This window comes from Micromonospora chersina (genome assembly GCF_900091475.1).
GTDB lineage: Bacteria > Actinomycetota > Actinomycetes > Mycobacteriales > Micromonosporaceae > Micromonospora > Micromonospora chersina.
The window spans coordinates 4,507,793-4,531,071 of sequence record NZ_FMIB01000002.1; the positions used below are offsets into that span (position 1 = coordinate 4,507,793).

The 23,279-nt window shown below is 70.8% G+C and carries 11 protein-coding genes and 3 rRNA genes; 10 read left to right on the top strand and 4 right to left on the bottom strand.

What is annotated here, in order from left to right; all coding sequences use genetic code 11:
- Positions 1–393: 393 nt before the first annotated feature.
- From GA0070603_RS20985 to GA0070603_RS21000, 4 genes are all read left to right on the top strand, one after another.
- Positions 394–1,908, top strand: a 16S ribosomal RNA gene (locus GA0070603_RS20985).
- A 372-nt stretch (positions 1,909–2,280) separates the two neighbouring features.
- Positions 2,281–5,391, top strand: a 23S ribosomal RNA gene (locus tag GA0070603_RS20990).
- Between the two features lie 88 nt (positions 5,392–5,479).
- Positions 5,480–5,596, top strand: a 5S ribosomal RNA gene (gene rrf / locus GA0070603_RS20995).
- The 16S, 23S and 5S rRNA genes sit together here, the layout of an rRNA operon.
- A 249-nt stretch (positions 5,597–5,845) precedes the next feature.
- Complete coding sequence (locus GA0070603_RS21000; RefSeq protein WP_091316762.1) at positions 5,846–6,472, top strand: NADPH-dependent F420 reductase; 627 nt, start codon at positions 5,846–5,848, stop codon at positions 6,470–6,472.
- Between the two features lie 73 nt (positions 6,473–6,545).
- Here GA0070603_RS21000 and GA0070603_RS21005 read toward each other — a convergent pair whose 3' ends face one another.
- On the bottom strand, positions 6,546–8,363 hold the full coding sequence (locus GA0070603_RS21005) for a VanW family protein (RefSeq protein ID WP_091316765.1): 1,818 nt from the start codon (positions 8,361–8,363) through the stop codon (positions 6,546–6,548).
- A gap of 193 nt (positions 8,364–8,556) precedes the next feature.
- On the opposite strand from GA0070603_RS21005, the gene nudC reads away from it, so the two are divergent.
- Positions 8,557–9,477 carry an NAD(+) diphosphatase gene (gene nudC, locus GA0070603_RS21010; RefSeq protein ID WP_091316767.1) on the top strand — a complete coding sequence of 307 codons (921 nt, stop codon included), beginning with the start codon at positions 8,557–8,559 and terminating at the stop codon, positions 9,475–9,477.
- An 18-nt stretch (positions 9,478–9,495) separates the two neighbouring features.
- Here the strand turns inward: nudC and GA0070603_RS21015 are convergent, their stop codons facing one another.
- Together GA0070603_RS21015 and GA0070603_RS21020 are read right to left on the bottom strand one after the other, a co-directional pair.
- Complete coding sequence (locus GA0070603_RS21015) at positions 9,496–10,725, bottom strand: polysaccharide biosynthesis protein (protein ID WP_244282575.1); 1,230 nt, start codon at positions 10,723–10,725, stop codon at positions 9,496–9,498.
- A gap of 5 nt (positions 10,726–10,730) precedes the next feature.
- A complete protein-coding gene (locus GA0070603_RS21020; RefSeq protein WP_139131910.1) occupies positions 10,731–12,941 on the bottom strand; it encodes a hypothetical protein in 2,211 nt (736 codons plus the stop codon).
- Between the two features lie 148 nt (positions 12,942–13,089).
- Between GA0070603_RS21020 and GA0070603_RS21025 the strand changes: the two genes are divergently transcribed.
- Both GA0070603_RS21025 and GA0070603_RS31565 read left to right on the top strand, forming a co-directional pair.
- Positions 13,090–14,808: an MmpA family trehalose lipid delivery protein gene (locus GA0070603_RS21025; RefSeq protein WP_091316773.1), complete on the top strand. Its 1,719-nt coding sequence runs from the start codon at positions 13,090–13,092 to the stop codon at positions 14,806–14,808.
- A complete protein-coding gene (locus GA0070603_RS31565) occupies positions 14,805–14,972 on the top strand; it encodes a hypothetical protein (protein WP_167544571.1) in 168 nt (55 codons plus the stop codon). Before GA0070603_RS21025 ends, GA0070603_RS31565 begins: the two co-directional genes overlap by 4 nt.
- A 52-nt stretch (positions 14,973–15,024) precedes the next feature.
- Here the strand turns inward: GA0070603_RS31565 and GA0070603_RS21030 are convergent, their stop codons facing one another.
- Entirely contained in the window at positions 15,025–16,185 is a 1,161-nt protein-coding gene (locus GA0070603_RS21030; protein ID WP_091316776.1) for a glycosyltransferase family 4 protein, read from the bottom strand.
- Positions 16,186–16,447: 262 nt separating this feature from the next.
- Between GA0070603_RS21030 and GA0070603_RS21035 the strand changes: the two genes are divergently transcribed.
- Genes GA0070603_RS21035 through GA0070603_RS21045 form a run of 3 tightly spaced genes read left to right on the top strand, consistent with a single transcriptional unit; the run spans position 16,448 to position 23,219 of the window.
- The gene (locus tag GA0070603_RS21035) at positions 16,448–18,109 is read left to right on the top strand and encodes a substrate-binding and VWA domain-containing protein (RefSeq protein ID WP_167544572.1); all 1,662 of its coding nucleotides are present in this window, start codon (positions 16,448–16,450) and stop codon (positions 18,107–18,109) included.
- A 29-nt stretch (positions 18,110–18,138) separates the two neighbouring features.
- A complete protein-coding gene (locus tag GA0070603_RS32395) occupies positions 18,139–22,374 on the top strand; it encodes an alpha-(1->3)-arabinofuranosyltransferase domain-containing protein (protein WP_091322163.1) in 4,236 nt (1,411 codons plus the stop codon).
- A complete protein-coding gene (locus GA0070603_RS21045; protein ID WP_091316782.1) occupies positions 22,371–23,219 on the top strand; it encodes a class I SAM-dependent methyltransferase in 849 nt (282 codons plus the stop codon). The genes GA0070603_RS32395 and GA0070603_RS21045 overlap by 4 nt, the downstream gene beginning before the upstream one ends.
- Positions 23,220–23,279: the final 60 nt, after the last annotated feature.

Sequence of the window (23,279 nt, forward strand, 5' to 3'; positions counted from 1 at the left end):
CCGGGCGAGCCTGCGGGAGACCGCAGCGGCCGGCCTGCCAAATCCGATGACCAAGCGACAGCGGTTCACCGCTGCGCGAAGTCGCGGGCGCCGACCCGTACGAAGCATGACAGACCGGGACACACGGTTTGACACGGCGGAGACGGTGAGGTAACGTAGTAAAAGTGCCCGGCGCGAGAGCGGTGGGTGCGGGACGAACGAAATGCCCCTGACGGGGGCTCCACGGTGTGGGGTTTCCGGATGGTGTGTGGTTGTTCTTTGAGAACTCAACAGGGTGCTTGTTAAGCCAGTGCCAAATTGATTTATACCCCGGACTGGTCAGGCTTTGTTCTGGCTGGTTGGGATTCCTTTGGCAACACTTTTGTTGTCAGGATGATTGTTCAACAAAGATTTTTGTTGGAGAGTTTGATCCTGGCTCAGGACGAACGCTGGCGGCGTGCTTAACACATGCAAGTCGAGCGGAAAGGCCCTTCGGGGTACTCGAGCGGCGAACGGGTGAGTAACACGTGAGCAACCTGCCCTAGGCTTTGGGATAACCCCGGGAAACCGGGGCTAATACCGAATAGGACCTGGCCTCGCATGAGGTTGGGTGGAAAGTTTTTCGGCCTGGGATGGGCTCGCGGCCTATCAGCTTGTTGGTGGGGTGATGGCCTACCAAGGCGACGACGGGTAGCCGGCCTGAGAGGGCGACCGGCCACACTGGGACTGAGACACGGCCCAGACTCCTACGGGAGGCAGCAGTGGGGAATATTGCACAATGGGCGGAAGCCTGATGCAGCGACGCCGCGTGAGGGATGACGGCCTTCGGGTTGTAAACCTCTTTCAGCAGGGACGAAGCGTAAGTGACGGTACCTGCAGAAGAAGCGCCGGCCAACTACGTGCCAGCAGCCGCGGTAAGACGTAGGGCGCGAGCGTTGTCCGGATTTATTGGGCGTAAAGAGCTCGTAGGCGGCTTGTCGCGTCGACTGTGAAAACCCGCAGCTCAACTGCGGGCCTGCAGTCGATACGGGCAGGCTAGAGTTCGGTAGGGGAGACTGGAATTCCTGGTGTAGCGGTGAAATGCGCAGATATCAGGAGGAACACCGGTGGCGAAGGCGGGTCTCTGGGCCGATACTGACGCTGAGGAGCGAAAGCGTGGGGAGCGAACAGGATTAGATACCCTGGTAGTCCACGCTGTAAACGTTGGGCGCTAGGTGTGGGGGGCCTCTCCGGTTCCCTGTGCCGCAGCTAACGCATTAAGCGCCCCGCCTGGGGAGTACGGCCGCAAGGCTAAAACTCAAAGGAATTGACGGGGGCCCGCACAAGCGGCGGAGCATGCGGATTAATTCGATGCAACGCGAAGAACCTTACCTGGGTTTGACATGGCCGCAAAACTCGCAGAGATGTGAGGTCCTTCGGGGGCGGTCACAGGTGGTGCATGGCTGTCGTCAGCTCGTGTCGTGAGATGTTGGGTTAAGTCCCGCAACGAGCGCAACCCTCGTTCGATGTTGCCAGCGCGTAATGGCGGGGACTCATCGAAGACTGCCGGGGTCAACTCGGAGGAAGGTGGGGATGAGGTCAAGTCATCATGCCCCTTATGTCCAGGGCTTCACGCATGCTACAATGGCCGGTACAATGGGCTGCGATACCGTGAGGTGGAGCGAATCCCAAAAAGCCGGTCTCAGTTCGGATCGGGGTCTGCAACTCGACCCCGTGAAGTCGGAGTCGCTAGTAATCGCAGATCAGCAACGCTGCGGTGAATACGTTCCCGGGCCTTGTACACACCGCCCGTCACGTCACGAAAGTCGGCAACACCCGAAGCCGGTGGCCCAACCCTTGTGGAGGGAGCCGTCGAAGGTGGGGCTGGCGATTGGGACGAAGTCGTAACAAGGTAGCCGTACCGGAAGGTGCGGCTGGATCACCTCCTTTCTAAGGAGCACCTTCACCCGAAAGGGTGCAAGGAGCCCGCGGCCCGCGAATGTCGGGTCGGGGTGCTCAATGGCGGAGACACTGGCGAGTCTTTCCCTGGCAACGGCTGGGATCCTTCTAGTACGGCCACCTTCGGGTGGTGTGGAACGAAGTCCTGGTGCGGCTGGGGGAGGATGTAAAGCACCCTGTTGGGTCCTGAAAGAACAACCCGTGGTTGTCTTTCAGAGCCTTGAGGCGAGCGTGTGCTCGTCGAGGCGCCAGGCATGGCCTGGCCTCGCATACCGCCGGCGGTTGTCGGGTTTGGTGTGGGGCGTGTCGGGTTGTGGGTTGGTCGTTTGTTGAGAATTGCACAGTGGACGCGAGCATCTTTGTGGTCAAGTTGTCAAGGGCGAACGGTGGATGCCTTGGCACCAGGAGCCGATGAAGGACGTGGGAGGCCGCGATAGGCCTGGGGGAGCTGTCAACCAAGCTGTGATCCCAGGGTGTCCGAATGGGGAAACCCGGCACCAGTCATGTGGTGTCACCCGCACCTGAACACATAGGGTGTGTGGGGGGAACGCGGGGAAGTGAAACATCTCAGTACCCGTAGGAAGAGAAAACAACAAGTGATTCCGTGAGTAGTGGCGAGCGAAAGCGGATTGAGGCTAAACCGGCTGCGTGTGATACCTGTCAGGGGTTGCGTGGTCGGGGTTGTGGGACCCCGCTGAACGAGCTGACACTCGTTCGAGGAGTTACAAAGTCAGTGGCTAGTCGAACAGTCTGGAAAGGCTGACCGTAGACGGTGAGAGTCCGGTAGGTGAAAGTTGCTGACCTTCTGTGGGTGTTCCCGAGTAGCGGCGGACCCCTGAAATCTGCCGTGAATCTGCCAGGACCACCTGGTAAGCCTAAATACTTCCTGGTGACCGATAGCGGACGAGTACCGTGAGGGAATGGTGAAAAGTACCCCGGGAGGGGAGTGAAATAGTACCTGAAACCGTTCGCCTACAATCCGTCGGAGCCTTGCGGGGTGACGGCGTGCCTTTTGAAGAATGAGCCTGCGAGTTAGTGGCATGTGGCGAGGTTAACCCGTGTGGGGGAGCCGTAGCGAAAGCGAGTCTGAATAGGGCGAATATAGTCGCATGCTCTAGACCCGAAGCGGAGTGATCTAGCCATGGGCAGGCTGAAGCGCGGGTAAGACCGCGTGGAGGGCCGAACCCACCAACGTTGAAAAGTTGGGGGATGACCTGTGGTTAGGGGTGAAAGGCCAATCAAACTCCGTGATAGCTGGTTCTCCCCGAAATGCATTTAGGTGCAGCGTCGCGTGTTTCTTGCCGGAGGTAGAGCACTGGATGGTCTAGGGGGCCCACAAGCTTACCGAAATCAGCCAAACTCCGAATGCCGGTAAGTGAGAGCGCGGCAGTGAGACTGCGGGGGATAAGCTTCGTAGTCGAGAGGGAAACAGCCCAGATCACCAGCTAAGGCCCCTAAGCGTGTGCTAAGTGGAAAAGGATGTGGGGTCGCATAGACAACCAGGAGGTTGGCTTAGAAGCAGCCACCCTTTAAAGAGTGCGTAATAGCTCACTGGTCAAGTGGTTCCGCGCCGACAATGTAGCGGGGCTCAAGCACACCGCCGAAGCTGTGGCATTCACATTTTAACCTCGCTTGGACTTGATTCCTTGTGCAGGTGTGTGGATGGGTAGGGGAGCGTCGTGCCGCGAGTGAAGCAACGGGGTGACCTAGTTGTGGACGCGGCACGAGTGAGAATGCAGGCATGAGTAGCGAAAGAAGGGTGAGAAACCCTTCCGCCGGATGACCAAGGGTTCCAGGGCCAGGCTAATCCGCCCTGGGTGAGTCGGGACCTAAGGCGAGGCCGAGAGGCGTAGTCGATGGACAACGGGTTGATATTCCCGTACCCGCGAAAGAGCGACCCTGACGAACCTCGTTGTGCTAACCACCCAAACCAGCCAAGGTCTTCGGACTGAGGTTGGGGAGCGTGGGAACCTGGCGGGTAGTAGTCAAGCGATGGGGTGACGCAGGAAGGTAGCTGAGCCCGGCCGGTGGTTGTGCCGGGGTAAGCGTGTAGGCCGTGCCGTAGGCAAATCCGCGGTGCATATAGGCTGAGACGTGATGCCGAGCCGATTCAGGTGAAGTCAGTGATCCTATGCTGCCGAGAAAAGCCTCTAGCGAGTTCTTAGCGGCCCGTACCCCAAACCGACACAGGTGGTCAGGTAGAGAATACCGAGGCGATCGGGCGAACTGTGGTTAAGGAACTCGGCAAATTGCCCCCGTAACTTAGGGAGAAGGGGGGCCGGAGACGTGAAGCCCCGCGCGGGTGGAGCGTTGTATGGCCGCAGAGAGCAGGGGGAAGCGACTGTTTACTAAAAACACAGGTCCATGCGAAGAAGTAATTCGATGTATATGGACTGACGCCTGCCCGGTGCTGGAACGTTAAGGGGACCTGTTAGCTCTTCGGGGCGAAGCGGAGAACTTAAGCGCCAGTAAACGGCGGTGGTAACTATAACCATCCTAAGGTAGCGAAATTCCTTGTCGGGTAAGTTCCGACCTGCACGAATGGCGTAACGACTTCCCCACTGTCTCAACCACAGGCCCGGCGAAATTGCATTACGAGTAAAGATGCTCGTTACGCGCGGCAGGACGGAAAGACCCCGGGACCTTTACTATAGCTTGACATTGGTACTTGAGTTAGCTTGTGTAGGATAGGTGGGAGCCGGTGAAGCTCATACGCCAGTATGGGTGGAGGCAATCTTGAAATACCACTCTGGTTGATTTGGGTATCTAACTTCGGACCGTTATCCGGTTCAGGGACAGTGTCTGGTGGGTAGTTTAACTGGGGCGGTTGCCTCCTAAAGGGTAACGGAGGCGCCCAAAGGTTCCCTCAGCCTGGTTGGCAATCAGGTGTTGAGTGCAAGTGCACAAGGGAGCTTGACTGTGAGACTGACAGGTCGAGCAGGGACGAAAGTCGGGACTAGTGATCCGGCACTGGCATGTGGAAGCGGTGTCGCTCAACGGATAAAAGGTACCCCGGGGATAACAGGCTGATCTTCCCCAAGAGTCCATATCGACGGGATGGTTTGGCACCTCGATGTCGGCTCGTCGCATCCTGGGGCTGTAGCAGGTCCCAAGGGTTGGGCTGTTCGCCCATTAAAGCGGTACGCGAGCTGGGTTTAGAACGTCGTGAGACAGTTCGGTCCCTATCCGCCGTGCGCGTAGGATACTTGAGAAGGGCTGTCCCTAGTACGAGAGGACCGGGACGGACGAACCTCTGGTGTGCCAGTTGTCCCGCCAGGGGCACGGCTGGTTAGCTACGTTCGGAAGGGATAACCGCTGAAAGCATCTAAGCGGGAAGCTCGCTTCAAGATGAGGTATCCCACCACTCTTTGAGTGGGTAAGGCCCCCAGCTAGACGACTGGGTTGATAGGCCGGAAATGTAAGCCCGGTAACGGGTTCAGTTGACCGGTACTAATAGGCCGAGGACTTGACTACGAAGCTGCTACGCGTCCACTGTGCAACTCTGAACGAGCGAACAACACCCAACAATGGTTGGTTGAGTTGTTTGACATGTTCATAGAGTTACGGCGGTCATGGCGGAGGGGAAACGCCCGGTCACATTCCGAACCCGGAAGCTAAGCCCTCCAGCGCCGATGGTACTGCACTCGGGAGGGTGTGGGAGAGTAGGACACCGCCGGACAATCTTCCAGTCAGGGCCACCCTTCGGGGTGGCCCTGACTGCGTTTGTGGCCCGCTTCGGTGAACCGCCCCGGGCACCGTGCCGCGTCTCGTACCGTCGGTGCGGGACCGTCCGAGCCTGCCCCGTCAGGCCGGCGGAAAACGTGACGTGCTGGACGCGTCCTCCCACGATCGGAGCGGACCGGTCGGGGTACCTGCTGATGGTTCGGCCGGAACTGACCGCCCGGAGTTGGCGGAGGCAGGAGAGGTCATGAAGATCGGAATCATCGGGTCGGGGCACATCGGCGGCACCCTCACCCGTCGACTGCGCACGCTGGGCCACGACGTCACGGTGGCCAACTCGCGGGGGCCGCAGAGCCTGACCGACCTGGCCACGGAGACCGGCGCGACGGCCGGCACCCTGGAGGAGGCCGTCCAGGACGCGGAGCTCGTCGTCATCGCCGTCCCGGTCAAGGCGGTGCCGGACCTGCCGGCGGCGCTCTTCGACGGCAAGCTGGTCGTCGACGCCGACAACTACTACCCCCAGCGGGACGGCGACATCCCCGAGCTGCTCGACCGCAGCCTCAGCTCCAGCCGCTGGACGGCGGACCACCTCAAGGGCGCCCGCGTCGTGAAGGTCTTCAACAACATCCAGGCCGCGCACCTCATGGACGCCGGCAAACCGGCGGGCACCCCGGGCCGCATCGCGCTGCCGGTGGCCGGGGACGACGCCGACGCGAAGCGGGTCGTCATGCAGCTGGTGGACGACCTCGGCTTCGACCCGGTGGACGGCGGCACGCTCGACGAGAGCTGGCGGCAGCAGCCGGACACCCCGGTCTACGGCACCGACCGCGACGCGGACGGCGTACGGCAGGGGCTGGCCGAGGCGCGACCCTGAGGGCGTACGACAGCGAGAAGCCCCGCCGGCGACGTGGCCGGCGGGGCTTTTCCGTGCGTGCGCGCGACGGGCGTCAGGCGGGCGGCTTGGCGCAGATGAAGCGCGGCTCGGGGTCGTAGCGCCAGCTGAACTTCTCCCGCTTCACCACCTTGCCGTCCTTCTTGATGACCCGGTAGGCGTCCTGGGCGAAGCCGACGCTGCCCGCGGCGGCGATGCAGTCCGGGCCGGGATCCAGGTAGACCGTCTTGGGCTGGGTGATGTCCCGGCGCGGGCCGTACTCGGTCTTGACGCTGTCGTAGATCTTGGTGCTCCACATCGACACGGTGATCGTGCTCGACGTGTAGGAGGTGTCGATCAGGACGCCGTACGGGGTGTTGTTGCGGAACTTGAAGTCCAGTTGCGGCCAGTAGATGGTCGACTCGATGACCGCGGGATAGCGGCTGAAGTAGAACGAGTGCGGCTTGTGCTCGACGTCCTCCAGGCCCGCGTAATAGCTGGCGTTGAAGAGCGTGGTGGTGAACTGCGAGACGCCACCGCCCACGCCCGGCACCAGCTTGCCGTTCACGATCGTCGGCGCGTCCTTGTAGCCCTGGTCGTAGCCGCGCTCGCCGGTGTGGCCGTTGAGCGAGAAGGTCTCTCCCGGCCGCACGATGGTGCCGTCCACGTCCTTGGCGGCCTGGACGATGTTCTGGCTGCGCGGCGAGGACAGGCCGCCGGGGAACCGGGTGGTGAAGGTGGAGACCCGCTCCTTGATGCCCAGCTCGGCGAGCTTCGCCTCGGTCAGCTCCGGCTCCGCCGGCTTCAGCGCGGCGGTCACCGTGCGGCCGTCCGCCTTCGGCAGGACGGCGAGCAGGTCCCGGCCGAGCGCCGCGGCGTCGACCTGCCGGCCGGCCCGGCTCGGCACCACCTTCGGCTTGCCGCCGCTGATGGTCAGCCCGGCGTCCTTCGGCGCGACCTCGAGCTTCGCGAGCTGGTCGCCGAGGGCGGTCCGCAGCCGCTTGACGTCGACGCGGGGAGTCAGCTTGCCGGTGTCGTCGGCCGAGAAGCGCAGCCCCCGGGCGATGGCGGCGGGCGGGATGGTGACCGAGCCGCCGTCGGTGGTGAGCGTGACCGGGGCCGCGACGGCCGGCCGGGCCAGCTCCGCGACGAGCCGGTCGACCTCCTCGCGGGTGCTCGCCGGCCACTTCTCGACAAGCGGCACGGCCACCGGCGCGCCGGCCAGCCAGCCGGCCTTCACCGCGTGGGCGGCGCCGGGCGCGTCGACGGTCAGCGCCGGCTTCGGGTAGACCGGCTTGGGGGTGGTGCCGGTGTAGATGATGGCCGGCATGGTCATCTCGCGGCCCTGGTCACCCATGGCCTTGCGCAGCACCGACTCCAGCCGGGCGGTGTCGACGGTGACCACCGGATCGACAGTGCGGGAGCCGACGAGGCGGCTCACCGGGTGTGCCTCGGCGGCGGCGGCCGCCGCCACGGTGGCGTCCACGTCGACGGCGAGCCCGATGTCGGCCGGCTTCAGCTCGGCGGTCTTCTGGCCCACCGTGACGGTGACCGGGGCGTTCAGCGCCGCCTCCCGGCGCTCCAGCTCGGCACGGAGCGCCCGGGCCGCCTCGGCCCGGCTCCGCCCGCCCAGCTCGGCGCCGAGGACCGTGGTGCCCCGGGGCACGTCGCCGGCGTACGCGTAGGTGCCGAGACCGGTGCCGGCGGCCAGCACCGCGGCGACGATCCCGCCGGCGAGCAGCAGCCGCCCGCGCCGGGACCGCCCCGACTTCCCGGTCCCGCCGGCGTCGGGGGCGGCGACCGGTTCCATCTCGACGTCCGGCCAGCTCACCGCTGTCACCTTCACGGTGGGCCGGTCGTCGGCGGAAGGCACTTTTTCGCCGTAGAGCGTCACAGCAACCTCGATCGGAAGTACCACGCGGGGACCGCTTCCCCCGCGGGAGACACCTACGGTAACCAACGCTCGAGCGAGCCGGGAGTGTCCGTCCCGGCGGTCCGCCGGGACGTGCGCCCGCCGTACCCCGGGTGTCGCCGTCATCACCCCCGGCGGGCTCCCACGCCGGTCCGGATCGTGGGACGGTGGCCGGGTGCGGACGGATGAGCGGACCCTGGCGTACGGCGGTGGCTGGCTGGACCGGGCTGCGGCGCTGCGCGCCGACCCGGCGTGGATCGCCGCGCGGCTGAGCGATCCGGAGAGCGTGCTGCTGCCGCTGTGGCGGGACCGCTGCCTGGTGTCGGCCGACCGGGTGCCGGTGCGCCGCTCCGCCGGGGCGGCCGGGCTGCGCGCCGCCGCCGACGAGACGGTGTTCCTCGGCCTGGACGCCGGCCGGGCGGTGTTCGCCGTGGACCTCTCCGGCCGGGGCGACGCCGAGGCGTGCGAGCTGGCCGGCGCGGCCGAGGCGGTGGACGTCCGCGCGCTGGTGGGCGGGCTGGGGGCGGCCGAGGCGGCCGTCCAGGCGTACGCCAAGGGGTTGCTGCACTGGCACCGCGGCCAGCGGTTCTGCGGCGGGTGCGGTGCGGCGACGGTGGCCGGCGACGGTGGCCACACCCGGTCCTGCACCGGCGCCGGCTGCGGGCGGCTGCTCTTCCCCCGGATCGAGCCGGCGGTCATCGTGCTGGTCGAGGCGCCCGGTGAGCCGGAGCGCTGCCTGCTGGCCCGGCACCGGGGAGCGTCCGAGGACTCCTGGTCGACCCTGGCGGGCTTCGTGGAGATCGGCGAGAGCCTGGAGGACGCGGTGCGCCGGGAGCTGGCCGAGGAGGCCGGGGTGACCGTGGCCGGCGTGGCGTACCAGGGGTCGCAGGCGTGGCCCTTCCCGGCCGGGCTGATGGTCGGCTTCCGCGCGACGGCCGCGTCAACCGAGGTGCGGGTGGACGGCGAGGAGGTGGTGGAGGCGCGCTGGTTCAGCCGGGCGGAGCTGCGGGAGCGGCTGGCGGCGGGTCGGCCGCTGGGCCGGATCGACTCGATCGACCACCACCTGCTGCACAGCTGGCTGGCCGCTGGCGACTGAGCACCGGGACCCGCGCGGTCAGCGCCGCGGGCGCAGGGCCAGCCAGGTCATCACGGCGGCGGTCAGCGCGGCGGTGGTCAGCGCACAGCCGAGGACCCCCTCGACCGTACGCGGGGCGACCAGCAGGGCCGCCCCGGCCAGCCCCACGGTGGCCGCCCACAGGGGTGCCGCGGGGAACCGGACACCGCTGGCCACCCGGTCGTTGACCAGCATGAAGACGACCGCGTACAGGGCGCCGGTGGCGACGAAGAGCGGAGCCTCGCCGGCCAGGTGCAGGTAGTCGGCGCCGCCGGCCAGCCGGAACGCCAGCTCCCCGCCGAACGCCGCGGCGGCCACCAGCACCGACCCGCAGGCGAGGATGACCGCCAGGCCCAGCGCCCGGGCCCGCCGGTCGCCCCGGGCCAGCCGGGGCAGCACCAGCAGGGTCACCACCTGCGGCCCCCAGAGCGCGCCCTTTGTCAGCACCGCGCCGACCGCGTACGCCCCGGAGCCGGCCGCCGGCAGCAGTTGGCGGGCCAGGATCAAATCGGCGTACGAGATGGTGAGCGTCGCCAGCGTGGCCGCGCACGCGGTCATCACGTCCCCGGGGCGCAGGTCGCGCTGCCCGGGCCCGGCGGTGGGCGCCGGTCGGCCGCCGGCGGCGAGGCGGACCAGCAGCGGCAGCACGAGGAGGCCGGTGACCGCGGTGAGCGCCAGCGCGGTGACGGCGTCCCCGCCCAGCGCCAGCCCGACGACAAGGCCGCCGTACCGGCCGACGGCGAGGACCGTCATCGCCGCGGAGAGCCGGAGGAAGCGCTGGTCACCCTGGAGCTCGCCGAGCCACCGGCCGGCCAGCACGGTGGCGAAGGTGGTCGCCGCGAGCAGCAGGGTGAGCGCCACCGGCAGCCGCAGCAGCACGGTCAGCACCGGCGCCGCGACCACCGTGACCGCGGCGCTGACGGCGGCGGTGAGCAGCGCCAGCCGGCCGGTGCGGGTGGGGCCGCTCCGCGCCCGGTGCACCGCGACGGCGATCTGGAGGCCGAATCCCGGCACGGCGGCGATCGCGCCGAGCGCGAGGACGGTCGCCAGCGCCCCCAGGTCGGCCGGGTCGAGCCGGTGGGCGCCGAGCACCGGCACCAGGTAGGCGAGCGCGTTGGTCAGCATGGTGGCGACCGTGACGGCGGCGCCGGCCGCGCCCATCACGATCTTCCCGCCGCCCGCGTCGGCCGTCGCGGACGGCGTCGGTTCCGACGCCGTCCGGGATCCCACGGCGGTCACTCCGGCTTCGGGATCGGGTTGCCGATCGAGATCTCGTTCGTGCAGAGGCTGATGGCCGGGCCGCTCACGGTCAGCTCGACGGCGTCCCCGCCCCCGCTGATCTCGAAGAATCGCTGGTTCAGCCCCTTCTTGACCGGGAACTCGTGGCTGCCCTGGCCGAGCCGCAGCACAGCGGTGCCGTCGCTGGAACTCAGGTAGCCGATCCGGACGATCCAGAACCAGTCGTCGCGTGGCTTGTCCAGCGGCATCCGGACGGTCTGCCCGTCGCCGACCAGGTAGCCGCAGCCCTCCTGCGGGCCCGGCCGGATGCTGCTGCCTTCGATGGTGGCCACCTGCACGCGGCCGAGGCCGTCCAGCACGGAGGCGTTCTCCGTCTCGTGCACGAACACCGGCCGGGCGCCGGCCGCCGCGAAGAAGCGGGACTGGAGGTTGTACGGCCAGGAGAGCTCCGGGATCACGGCCGGCGGGATCGGGGTGTCGAAGAAGACGGTGTCGGGTGGGGCGCTGGCCAGCTCGATCCGGGCCGTGTCCAGGTAGGACCGGCCGAACTTGAGCGCCCACTCGTCGCTGTAGCGGGACGTGGTCCAGGCGGTGCCCAACATCGCGGCCAGCAGGACCAGCACCAGACCCGCGGTGACCACCTCCCGGTACCGCTCGGGTACTCCGGCCAGCCAGTCGGGCGGCGGGGGAGCCGGCTCCCGCGGCCCCGGTTCTGCGGTGTCGGGACCCGGCGCGGGCCGGGCGACCGATCCGTCGTCGACCGCCGAGGTGCTGCCGGCCTCGCTGGTGGTCTCGGGTGCCGGCTCCGGCCCCAGGGACGCCGGCCCCGGCTCGGGGGTCGGCTCGGGTTCAAGCTGCCCGGCCGGTTCGATCTCCGGGTCGTACGGCGTCTCGGCATGGATGACGCCGACCCGGGAGGACAAGGCGGCAACCGGTCGGCGCGGGGCGACCGGTTCCGGCTGCCGTGCCGGCTCCGGCTCGACGGCCGACACCGGATCCGTCGGCGGAGCCGGTTCGGCGGGCGCGGCCGGCGCGGACCCGGCCGGTACCGGTCGGGCGATGCCGACCAGCGCGACGCCGATGCAGATCGCCGCTACCACCACAACGTCGCTGACGTACCGGGGCACGCCGCCGGCCACCCCGCTGTAGACCGAGCCCAACCGGGTCGACGCCAGCAGCACGGCGACCAGGACCAGGTACCCGCTCAGCAGAGCCCAGGACCGGCCGGCCGTGCGGTCCCGCCGCACGGTGAACACCACCAGAGCGGCCATGAACGTCCAGGCGATCCACCGGCCGAGTTCCGGCGGGGCCACCACCGGCGCGCCGTCACCAGCTCCCAGCCAGCCCCACGGGCCGCCGAGCAGCCCCGGCACGAGGGTGGAGCCGATCAGCTGGGACAGGAACGAGACGACCTCGCCGATGGACTCCGGTCGGCGCAGGGACGACTCCGACCGGAGCAGATAGACCCCGAAAAAGGCGGCCACGAGGGTGGTGAGTGCCAGCCAGGACGGCCACCACCGGCGCAGCGTGGTCAGCGCCGCGCGTACCGGGCCGCCGTCGGTGAGGAAGCACGCGGTGAAGAGAAAGACCAGCGGCACGACAAGCAGCGCCTTCTCGAAGAAGAGCAGGCCGAGCAGCACGGAGAGGACCAGCGACACCAGATGCCGCTTCCGCCCGGTGCGCACGTACTTCAGCTGCGATCCGAGGGCGAGCACCATGGCCAGCTGCATCGGCAGCATGTTCGCGCCGACCGCCCACCAGGACGTTGCCTCCAGGGTCAGCGGGCTGAACAGCAACAGCCCGAGCGGAACCAGCAGCAGCCGGCTCGGCCGCAGCAATGTACGCAGCAACCGGTAGAAGGCCACGCTGAGCACCGCCTGGCCGACCGCCATCAGCAGCACGTACGGCCAGTAGGTGAGGCCGAAGGCGCTGGTGACCAGCCAGATGATCAGCCGCCCGGCCGGCATGAAGTGGTTGTTGTACAGGCTGAGCAGGTAGCCGCCGGTGAGGTCGGACTCGGACGCCTGCGTGATCATCACGTAGTCGTCGGCCGCCAGGAAACCGCGGGAGGCGATCTGCGCCCGCCAGAGCACGCTGATCACGATCATGGCGATGGCGGCCGTGCGGATCGGATCGGTGCGCACCAGCGCACCGCCCCCGCTGGTCCCGTCCCGCGCCACGCGCACCTCGGATGCGGTCAATGCCATGGCGGGAAGACTGCCACACCGGCCACCGGCCGTCCCATCAGGTCAACGGGTGGTTCGGGGGACGTCGGGGCCCGGCGGGCGCCGCGTACAGTGGCCGCCGGACCAGGGCGGCGCGGGCCGCGCCGGGCGGGCAGGGTGAGGTCGACGGATGCGCGAACGGCTGGTGCCGCACGGCGTGGCCGCCGCCGTGACGGCGGTGGTGCTCGCGCCGCTGGTGCTGCCCGGGTACGTGCTCCGCTACGACATGGTCTTCGTGCCCCGCCAGGCGTTGAGCTGGGACGTGATCGCCCCGGCCTCGGCGCTGCCCCGGGCCGTCCCGCAGGACGCAGTGGTCGCGCTCCTCACCCAACTGGTGCCGGGCTGGCTTCTGCAACGGCTGGTGCTGGTGGCGATCCTCTGGCTGGCCGCGCTCGGCGCCGCCCGGCTGGTGCCGACCGACCGGACCGCCGTGCGGGTGGTGGCCGCGCTCGGATACGCCTGGGCGCCGTACCTCGCCGAGCGCCTGCTGATCGGGCAGTGGGGCCTGCTGCTGGCGTACGCGATGCTGCCCTGGCTGGTGGCGGCGGCGCTCGACGTGCGGGCGGGCCGGCCCGGGGCGCTGCCCCGGCTGCTCCTCCCGGCCGCCGTCGCCGCGATCACGCCGACCGGCGGCGTGCTCGCCCTGGCGACCGTGGCGGTGCTCCTGCCCGGCCGGTATCCCGGCGCCGGTCGCCGGGCGGGCACGGCGCTGGCGGCGACGGTCCTGCTCAACGCGCCCTGGCTGGTGGCCGGGGTGGGCAGCGCCACCGGTGGCCGGTCCGATCCGGCCGGGGTGGCCGCCTTCGCCGCCCGCGCCGAGAACTGGGCCGGGCCGCTGGTCGCGCTCGCCGGCACCGGCGGGATCTGGAACGGTCTGACCGTCCCGGTGTCCCGGCAGTCCGGGGTGGTGCCGCTGGCCACCGCGCTGCTGCTGCTCCTCGCCGGGTACGGCGTGCCGCTGCTGCGCCGGCGGTGGCCCGCCGGCGCGGCCGGCCGGCTCGGCCTGCTGGCGGTCGGATCGTGGCTGGTCGCGGCGCTCGGCGTGCTCCCCGGTGGGCCCGCCCTGCTCGGCCGGCTCGTCGACACGGTTCCGGGCGCCGGGCTGATCCGCGACGGGCAGAAGCTGCTGGTGCCGTACGCGCTGGCCCTCGCCGTGGCCGTGGCGCTCGGCGCGGAACGGCTGGCCGAGCGGCTCGCCAACCGGTTCGACGCGACCGTCGGTCGGGTGTTGCTGGTGGGCGCCGCGCTGCTGCCGGTGGCCGTCCTGCCCGACCTGGCCTTCGGGGCGGTCGGCCGGCTGCGGCCCGTCGACTACCCCGCCGACTGGGCGGCGGTGGCCCGGCAGGTGGCCGACCGTCCGGGTGAGGTGCTCTCCCTGCCGTTCCAGGAGTACCAGCGGTACGCCTGGAACCGTGGCCAGGTGGTGATCGACCCGGCGCCCCGGTACCTGTCGACGCCGGTGCTGATCGACGACACCCTGCGCGTCGGCGACCTCGCCGTGGGCGGGGAGGACCCCCGGGCCGCCCGGGTCCGGGCCCTGCTGGCCGCCGGCCGGCCGCTGGCCGGGACGGGTGTGCGCTGGGTGCTGGTGCAGCGGGCGTCCGGGCCGCCGGTGCCGGCGTCGTCGCTGGTCGGACTGCGTCTGGCGCACGCCGGGCCGGAGTTGACCCTCTACGAGAACGCCGACTGGACGGCGCCGGCGACGACGAACGGACCCGGTCCGGTCGGACTGGCCCACCTTCTGGCCGGAACGGTGGTGTTGACCATCGGTTTTTCGGGCGCTGCGCGGGGGCTGCGACGCGTGGTAGCGTCCCGGGACGCGAGTCCCGCGGAAGGAGAAGGTGGATGAGGAACCTGCCCGCGTTCGTCGCCGTCGGGGTACTGGGGATCGTGCTCGGCCTGCTCGGCAGCGTCGGTCTGGCGAATGCGCTCAGCCCGTCCGCCAACGAGGTTGCCAAGACCAGCACGGTGAGTGAGCAGAGCTCCGAGGCCACCCTGTACGGCACCCGCTGACCAGCGCCGACCGGGGCGTCCGCCGATGCGGGCGCCCCGGTCGCGTGTCCGCCTAGCGGGCGGCGGTGAGCCCGGCGACCAGCTGCGCGAAGCGGGCGCCGGTCGCCGTCCAGGTGAACCGGGCCGCGTGCCCGAGTGCCGCCTCGCCCATCGCCTTGCGCCGCACGTCGTCGGCGAGCAGTTCCCGGACCCGCTCGGTGAACTCCCGCTCGTCGTCCACCAGCAGCCCGGTCTCCGTGTCGACCATCGCCTCGGCGACGCCGCCCGCGTAGCGGAACGCGATCGTCGGGGTGCTGCGGGCGGCGGCCTCGACGATGGTCAGCCCCCAGCCCTCCTTGAGCGACGGCGTCAGGGCCAGCCAGCAGGAGGAGAGCAGTTCGTGCTTCTCCTCCTCGCTGATGAAGCCGGTGAACCGCACCCGGTCGGCGATGCCGAGCGAGTCGCTGAGGTCCCGCAGCGGCTGCTCCCACCAGCCCTGCCCGGCCACCACCAGCTCCAGGTCCGGCAGCTCCCCACTCAGTTCGGCCACCGTACGCAGGGCGATCTCCACCCGCTTGTGCGGAACCAGCCGCCCCAGCACCAGCAGCGACGGGTGGGTCGTCCGGGGCAGTGGGGCGCCGGTCACCGGCGGGGTGCCGTTGGGCACCACGTCGATCCGCTCGTGGTCCACGCCCAGCTCGGTCAGCTCGGCGCGGCTCGCCTCGGAGACCGTGACGTAGCGGCACCGCCGGTACAGCCGCACCGCCAGCCGGGACTCGATCCACCACCCGAGCCGGCTCATGACCGGCCCGAAGACCACCGGCCACTGCTCCCGGTGCACGTGGTGCACCAGGGCGAGCACCGGGCGTCCGGCGTAGAGCGGGGCGAAGAAGGGCACGCCGTTGCACACGTCGACGACCAGGTCGGGCCGGCCGAGGCGCCGCCGGGCCAGCGGGCCCAGGCCGAACCGGCCGGCGAGACAGGTGAGCGCGGCGCGGGCGTAGACGGTGTGCCGGGAGCCCCGGCGCAGCACCCGGGTGCCGTCGGCGTTGGTCTCCTCCGCCGCGCCGCGCTCGTGGGCGGCGCAGAGCAGGGTCACCCGATGACCGGCGGCGACCAGTTCGGCGGCGATCCGCTCGATGTAGACCTCGGAGCCGCCGCCCTCGGGGTTGCTCGTGTCGCGCCAGTTGAGGAACAGCACGTGGCGCGCGGTGGTGCTGCCGGACCTGTCCACGCTGCTCCTACCGATCGGTAACGGCACGATCGCGCCACCCTAGGGCGGCGGAGCACGCGTACGCAATGGGTCGTGTCGGCAGCGACGATCGGATAACAGCTCGTCGACCGGGGGTTTGCCGGGGGCCCGAAAGCTTGGCAGGGTGTGTCAGCGCGGAACCGTGCGCGCCGCCGGTGGCGAAGCCGGTCAGGCCGGTCCGCGATACCCGTGACCTGCGGCCGGTGCCTGCCGGCTTGGCGAAATGGCGAGGAGGTGGCCGGTCGTGGTGCCCGACGTTCCGGCGCGGATCCTCGCTCGTCGTTCCCCGGTCGTGCTGCTCAGCGCGGCCCTCGCGCTGCTGCTGATCGGCTGGGGCGGATTCGTCTGGCTGCGCGACGAGCGCGGCACGCCGGAGTGCCTCCAGCGGATACGCCTGCGGGTGGCCGCCGCCCCGGTCGTCGCTCCGGCGGTGGACCGGATCGCCCGGGCCACCGTCGGCCGGCAGCCGTGCGTGGCGCTGGTGGTGCAGGCCCGGGAGTCCGACGAGGTCGCCACCGAGCTGGCCAACGGCGCCGACGTGGCGGACGCCTGGCTGCCGGAGTCCACGTTCTGGCTGCGCCGGGCCCGTTCCGCAGGGGCCTTCGAGGTGCCCGGGCAGGGCACCTCGGTGGCGATGACGCCGGTGGTGCTGGCGGTGACCGAGCCGGCGGCCCGCCGGTCGGGCTGGCCGGCCCGGCCGCTGACCTGGCGGCCGGTGGTCGGCCCGAAGGCCGACGCGGCGAAGGTGGGGCTGCCCGACCCGGCCGTCGACCCGGCCGGGGTCGGGGCGCTGCTCGGTGTCCGGGCGCTGGCCGCAGGGGAGCGCGATCCGGGCGGTGCGGTGGCGGCGACGCTGCGGAAACTGGCCGGTCGCACCTTCAGCCCGGCCGACGGCACGACCTCGCTGCCCCCGGACGCCGGGCTGCCCGGCGGCTCGGACGCGGTCGCCACCACCGAGCAGGCGGTGCTCGAACACAACGCGCTTACCGGCGCGAACAAGCTGGTCGCCGCGTACCCCGAGGTCGGCGTCCCCGATCTGGACCTGCCGTACGTGGTGCTGCCCGGCGCCCCCGACGCGGTCCGCGACGCGGCGGCCGGCTTCCTCAGCGACCTGCTCAGCACGCCGTCCCGGGACGTGCTCACCGGGTACGGCTTCCGGACCGCCGCCGGCTACCCGCCGGCGATGCCGCGTGACCAGCGGCTCAGCCCGGACCGGCGCAACCCGGTTCCGCTGCCCGGCGAGGAGACCGTCACCGAGATGCTTACCGGGTGGAGCGGCGTGCAGCGCAGCGCCCGGATCCTCACGGTCCTGGACATCTCCGGGTCGATGGCCGTCCGGGTGCCCGGCGGTGGCACCCGGCTCGACGTCACCCTCGCCGCCGCCCGGGAAGGCGCCGGGCTCCTGCTGGACAACAGCGAGCTGGGCGTCTGGGTCTTCGCCACGAAGGTCGACGGGGATCGCGACTACCGGGAGATCCTGCCGGTCCGGCCGCTGCGCGCCCAGCGGGCCACGCTGGACCGGCGCCTCGGCGAGGTGAAGGTCAAGCCGAACGGCGGCACCGGCCTGTACGACACCACGCTGGCCGCGTACCGGGACGCACGGCGGCACTGGACCCCGGGCCGCATCAACCTGGTGCTGGTGATGACCGACGGCCGGAACGAGGACGCCGAGAGCATCGGCCGGACGAAGTTCCTCGCCGAACTCAAGGCCCTCCAGGACCCGCGCCGGCCGCTGCCGATCCTCTTCATCGGCCTGGGCCGGGACGTCGACCCCGACGAGCTGAACGCGATCGCGAAGGTGACCGGCGGCCAGGTGTTCCGCACCGACCAGCCGAAGGGCATGCGGCAGATCTTCTTCTCCGCGTTGGCCGCCCTGAGCTGCCTGCCTCCGGAGTGCCGGCGGTGACCACGACGCCGTCGCGTGTCCTGGCGCGGGTGCTCCGACCGGTCCGGGAGGCGCCGGCCACCGCACTGTGCCTGCTGCTGCTCACCGCTGTCTCGTTCGCCCAGCGACCCGGCCAGGTCACCTTCGACACCAAGCTCGACCTGGCGGCGAACCCCGTGCACTTCCTGGCCCGGGCGCTGCACCTGTGGAACCCGGAGGCCACCTCCGGCGAGCTGCAGAACCAGGCGTACGGCTATCTCTTCCCGATGGGGCCGTTCTTCGCGGTGGGGCAGCTGCTCGGCGTACCGCCGTGGATCACCCAGCGGCTCTGGTGCGCGTTGCTCTTCTGCGCCGCCTTCTACGGCCTGCTGCTGCTGGCCCGGACGATGCGGATCGGCACCGAACCGACCCGGTACGCGGCCGCCCTCGGCTACGCGCTCGCGCCCCGGATGCTCACCGAGATCGGCGCGCTCTCCTCGGAGGTCCTCTCCGCCGCCCTGCTGCCGTGGGTGCTGCTGCCGCTGGTCCGGGTGCGCCGGATCGGCTCGCCGCGCCGGGCCGCCGCGCTGTCCGCGCTGGCCGTGCTCGGCATGGGCGGGATCAACGCGGCCGTGGTGCTGCTCGCCCTGGTGCTGCCCGGGGTCTGGCTGCTCACCCGGCGGTGGGACGCCGCCCACCTGCGGCTGGTCGGCTGGTGGTGCCTCTGCGTCGTCGGGGTCTGCCTCTGGTGGATCGTGCCGCTGCTCCTGCTCGGCGAATACAGCCTGCCGTTCCTCGACTACATCGAGTCGTCCACCACGACCACCGCCGTCGCCTCGCTCTTCCAGGCGGTACGCGGCACCAACCAGTGGGTGGCGTACATCGTGCAGGGCGACCCCTGGTGGCCGGCGGGCTGGCTGCTGATCGACCACCCGGTGCTGATGGCGCTGACCGCGGTGGTGGCGCTTGTCGGCCTGGCCGGGCTCGCCGGCAACCTGCTGCCCGAGCGCCGCTTCCTGGTGCTCGGCTTCCTGGCGGGGCTCACCCTGCTCACCATGGGCTACGTCGGCAGCCTGGACAGCCCGCTCTCCGAGCAGGTCCGGGACCTGCTCGACGGCCCGCTGGCGCCGTTCCGCAACGTGCACAAGCTGGAGCCGGTGCTGCGGCTGCCGCTGATGCTCGGTTTCGCGCACGGCGTGGACGCCTGGGCCACCCGGCTGCACACCGCGGCCCGTCGGCGTCGCCCCGGGCTGCGGCTGCGCCCACTGGTGTTCGTACCGGTGTTCCTGCTGGTGGTCGGGGCGGCCGCGCCGGCCTGGACGGGGCTGCTGCGCCCCGGCCCCGGCTGGTCGGACCTGCCGCCGCACTGGCGGGCCGCCGCCACCTGGCTCGCCGACCGGGACGCCCTGGCCCGCACCCTTGTGGTGCCCGGCTCCGGCTTCGGCCAGTACGACTGGGGACGGACCGTCGACGAACCGTTGCAGTCGTTGGCGGGAGCGCCCTGGGCGGTGCGGCACCAGATCCCGCTCGGTTCGGCCGGCAACACCCGGATGATGGACACCGTCGAGACGGTGCTGTCCGGCGGGCGGGGGTCGGCCGGCCTGGCCGACTTCCTGGCCCGCTCGGGCTTCCGCCACCTGCTGCTGCGTAACGACATCGACCGGACCCAGGTGGACGCCCCGCCGGTGGCGGTGCTGCGCCGGGCGCTGGACGGATCGCCAGGCATCGCACGGGTGGCCACCTTCGGCACGACCGGCGCGGTCGGCCGGACGCCCGGCAGCCCGGTGGACGACGGCGCGGGCCCGTTGCCGGCGATCGAGGTGTACGAGGTCCAGCGATCCGTGCCGGCGGCCTCCGCGGTGCTCACCGCCGACGTGCCGACGGTCAGCGGCGGGCCGGAGTCGCTGCTGCCCCTGCTCGAACAGGGCCTGGTCCGGCAGGACCAGCCGGTGGTGCTCGCCGGCGACCGGGTCGACAGCGGGTCGGACGCGGCCGGCGGGCCGTGGATCGTCACCGACGGGCTGCGCCGGCGGGAACGGGACATCGGCCGGGTCCGGGACAACCTCAGCCAGACGCTGACCGCGACGGAGGCGGGACGGCAGGGGCGGGTCGCCCTCGACCTGTTGCCGTTCGCCGGGCAGGAACACCAGACGGTCGCGACGTACCAGGGGATCCGCGACGTGACCGCGTCCACGGCGGCCAGCTTCGTGGACAACCTGGCCGCCGCCGACCCGTCGCACCTGCCGTTCGCCGCCGTGGACGGTGACGCCGGCACCTCCTGGCACTCCGCGCCGCTCAGTGGCCCGGTGGGGCAGTGGCTCCAGCTGGACCTGGACACCCCGCGCCAGGTGGGACAGGTCTCGCTGTCCTTTGTCGACGACCTCGGGGTCGGTTGGCCGGTCACCCGGTTCCGGATCAGCACCGACCGGGGTTCGGTCGACCACGACGTCGCCGCCGGGCTGGGCGCCCAGACGTACTACACCCTGCCGGGGGTCACCAGCACGATCCGGGTCACCGTGCTCGCGGTGGCCGGCGGCCGGCTCGACGGCGGGGTGGGCATCCGGGAGCTCTCGGTTCCGGGCACCACGCCCCACCGGGCTCTGCGCGTCCCCACCGACCTGCCCGCCGGCACCGGCCCGGTCTCCTGGTCGTTCAGCCGGGGTTCGGCGAGCCGGCCCGCGTGCTTCCCGGCGGCCGCTCCCGGCTCCGACGCGGCCCCGTCCGCCGAACCGACCACGGGCTCCGGTGCCATGACGGCCGGGCCGGGGATCCGGGCGGCGGGCACCGTCATCAGGTGCGACCGCTTCCTGGCCCGGGTCGGCGAGGAGCCGCTCGGCGTGGACCGGCTGTTCCGCAGCGCCGCGCCGGGCCCGTACCTGTTGACCGTCACCGCCGTGGCGCGCCCGGGGGGCGCGCTGGCCCTCGCGGGGGCGCCGGTCACCGCGGAAGCCTCGTCGTACCTGGCCGGGGACGCGGCGGTGGCGCCGTGGGCGGCCGTCGACGGCGATCCCGGCACCGCCTGGCTCGCCGACACCGGTGACCTGCGTCCGACGATCACCCTGAGCTGGCACGGAAAGCGCCGGATCGACCAGTTGCGGCTGCGCCCGGCGGACCTGCCCGTGGGCTCCCTGCCCAAGCGTGTCGAGGTGCGCGCCGGCGGCGCGGTCCAGCTGGTGCCGGTCGGCGCCGACGGTCTGGTCCGCCTGGCCGCGGTGCACACCGACCGACTCGAGATCAGCGTGCGGGAGGCCGTCGACCGGGTGGCGGACCGGCGCGGCAACGGCTGGACCGCGACCGTCGGCATCGCCGAGGTCGAGGTCCCGGGCCTGGACGGCCTGCTACGGCCGCTGCCCGCCGACACCCGGATCGCCGCGCCGTGCGGTGCCGGTCCCGCCGTCGAACTCGACGGCTTCCGGTACGACACGTCGGTCGCCGGCACGCTGCGCGACGCCGTCGCCGGCACGCCGATGGCGGTGACCCTGTGCGGGGAGACGGGCGCGGTGGTGGACCTGCCGGCCGGCGCGCACCGCCTGGCCACCTCCCCGTCGCGCGGCTTCGTGGCGCAGGACGTCACGCTGCGCCCGACCGGGGCCGCGGCCGCGGCACCCCGGCACCGGGACGTGTCGGTGCTGGACTGGGCGCCGGCCGACCGCCGGGTGAGGGTGGGGGCCGGGGAGGGCGCGCTGCTCGTCGTACCGGAGAACGCGAACGCCGGTTGGACGGCCACGATGGACGGACGGACGCTGCCGAAGACACGGGTCGACGGGTGGCAGCAGGCGTGGGTGCTTCCGGCGGGCGCCGGCGGCGAGGTGCGCCTGACCTTCGCCCCGGACCGGGCCTACCGTGGCGGGCTGGCCGCGGGTGCGCTGAGCGTGCTCGTCGTGGTGCTGCTGGCCGCCTGGCCGGTGCGCCGAAGGACCGCGGACGGCGAGCGGGTGCCGGCCGAGGGCGCGCCCTGGCTGATCGGCACGTTGCTGGTGGTGCTGCTCGCCGCGCTGGGCGGGGTGCTGCCGGTGGCGATCGTGCTCGCCGCGATGCTGCTGCGCCAGCTCGCCCGTCGCGCGTTGCCGGTGGTGGTCTTCGGTGGCCTGACCCTGGCCACGGTCACCGCGGTGACGGGCCGGCTCCGGGGCCACGGGCAGGAATGGGCGTACGGCACGTGGGTGCAGGCGGCGATGCTCGTGGCGATCGGCGCGGTGGTGGCGGCGGTGGTGCCGGTCCCCGGCGCGCCGGCGCGGGTGACAGCACAGGGGACAGGCGACCCGCCGGTCGCCGGTGAGGACGAGGACGGGACGGAAGTGCGATGACGGCTGAGCAGGAACGGGCGGCGCGCCGCCGGTTCGCCACCCTGGGCCGTTCGGTGGCCCTGTTCCGGGCGTTCCTGGTCGAGCAGACCGACCCCGACCACTTCTACGGCCTGCTGGCCGACGACTCGGTGCGGCAGGTCGCCGGCTACACCCCGCTGACCGGGCGGACGGTGCTCGACGTGGGCGGTGGCCCCGGCTACTTCGCGCAGGCCTTCCGCGCGGCCGGCGCGCACTACGTCGGTCTCGACCCGGACGTCGGCGACTTCTCCGCGGCCGGTTCCGCAGCCGGCATGCTGCGCGGCAGTGGCACCGCGCTGCCGGTGCGCACCGGCAGCGTCGATGTCTGCTTCTCGTCGAACGTGCTGGAACACGTCTCCGAGCCGCACCGGATGCTGGACGAGATGGCCCGGGTGACGCGGCCGGGCGGGATCCTCTTCGTCTCGTTCACCCCGTGGCTGTCCCCCTGGGGTGGGCATGAGACCGCACCCTGGCACTACCTGGGCGGGGACCGGGCCCGACGGCGCTATGAGCGGCGGATGGGTCGTCCGCCGAAGAACCGCTTCCGGGAAACCCTCTTCCCGGTCTCCATCTCCGACGCGCTGCGCTGGACCCGGGGGAACGGCGAGGTCGAGGTCCTCGACGCTCTGCCCCGCTATCACCCCTGGTGGGGGCGCTGGATCGTGCGGGTCCCCGGGGCCCGCGAGATCGGCTCGTGGAACTTCCTGCTCGTGCTCCGGCGTGCCGGTGCGCGGCCGGACGGGCTCGGGCAGGCGTCCGTAGGTACCGGCGATTCACCGGCTGCGGCGGGAAAAGTGGGGCTGACCGGGGGTCGCGTCGCGATGTGACCTGGTAGTAACCTCGCGGCCATCTCGCTGATCGATATCGACGAAACTGAGCTCCTCAGG

Excerpts from the sequence above, each read along its gene's own strand:
- GA0070603_RS21000 (WP_091316762.1), top strand. The coding sequence starts at position 5,846 with ATGAAGATCGGAATCATCGGGTCGGGGCACATCGGCGGCACCCTCACC.
- GA0070603_RS21020 (WP_139131910.1), bottom strand. The coding sequence starts at position 12,941 with ATGGCATTGACCGCATCCGAGGTGCGCGTGGCGCGGGACGGGACCAGC.
- GA0070603_RS21025 (WP_091316773.1), top strand. The coding sequence starts at position 13,090 with ATGCGCGAACGGCTGGTGCCGCACGGCGTGGCCGCCGCCGTGACGGCG.
- GA0070603_RS31565 (WP_167544571.1), top strand. The coding sequence starts at position 14,805 with ATGAGGAACCTGCCCGCGTTCGTCGCCGTCGGGGTACTGGGGATCGTG.
- GA0070603_RS21045 (WP_091316782.1), top strand. The coding sequence starts at position 22,371 with ATGACGGCTGAGCAGGAACGGGCGGCGCGCCGCCGGTTCGCCACCCTG.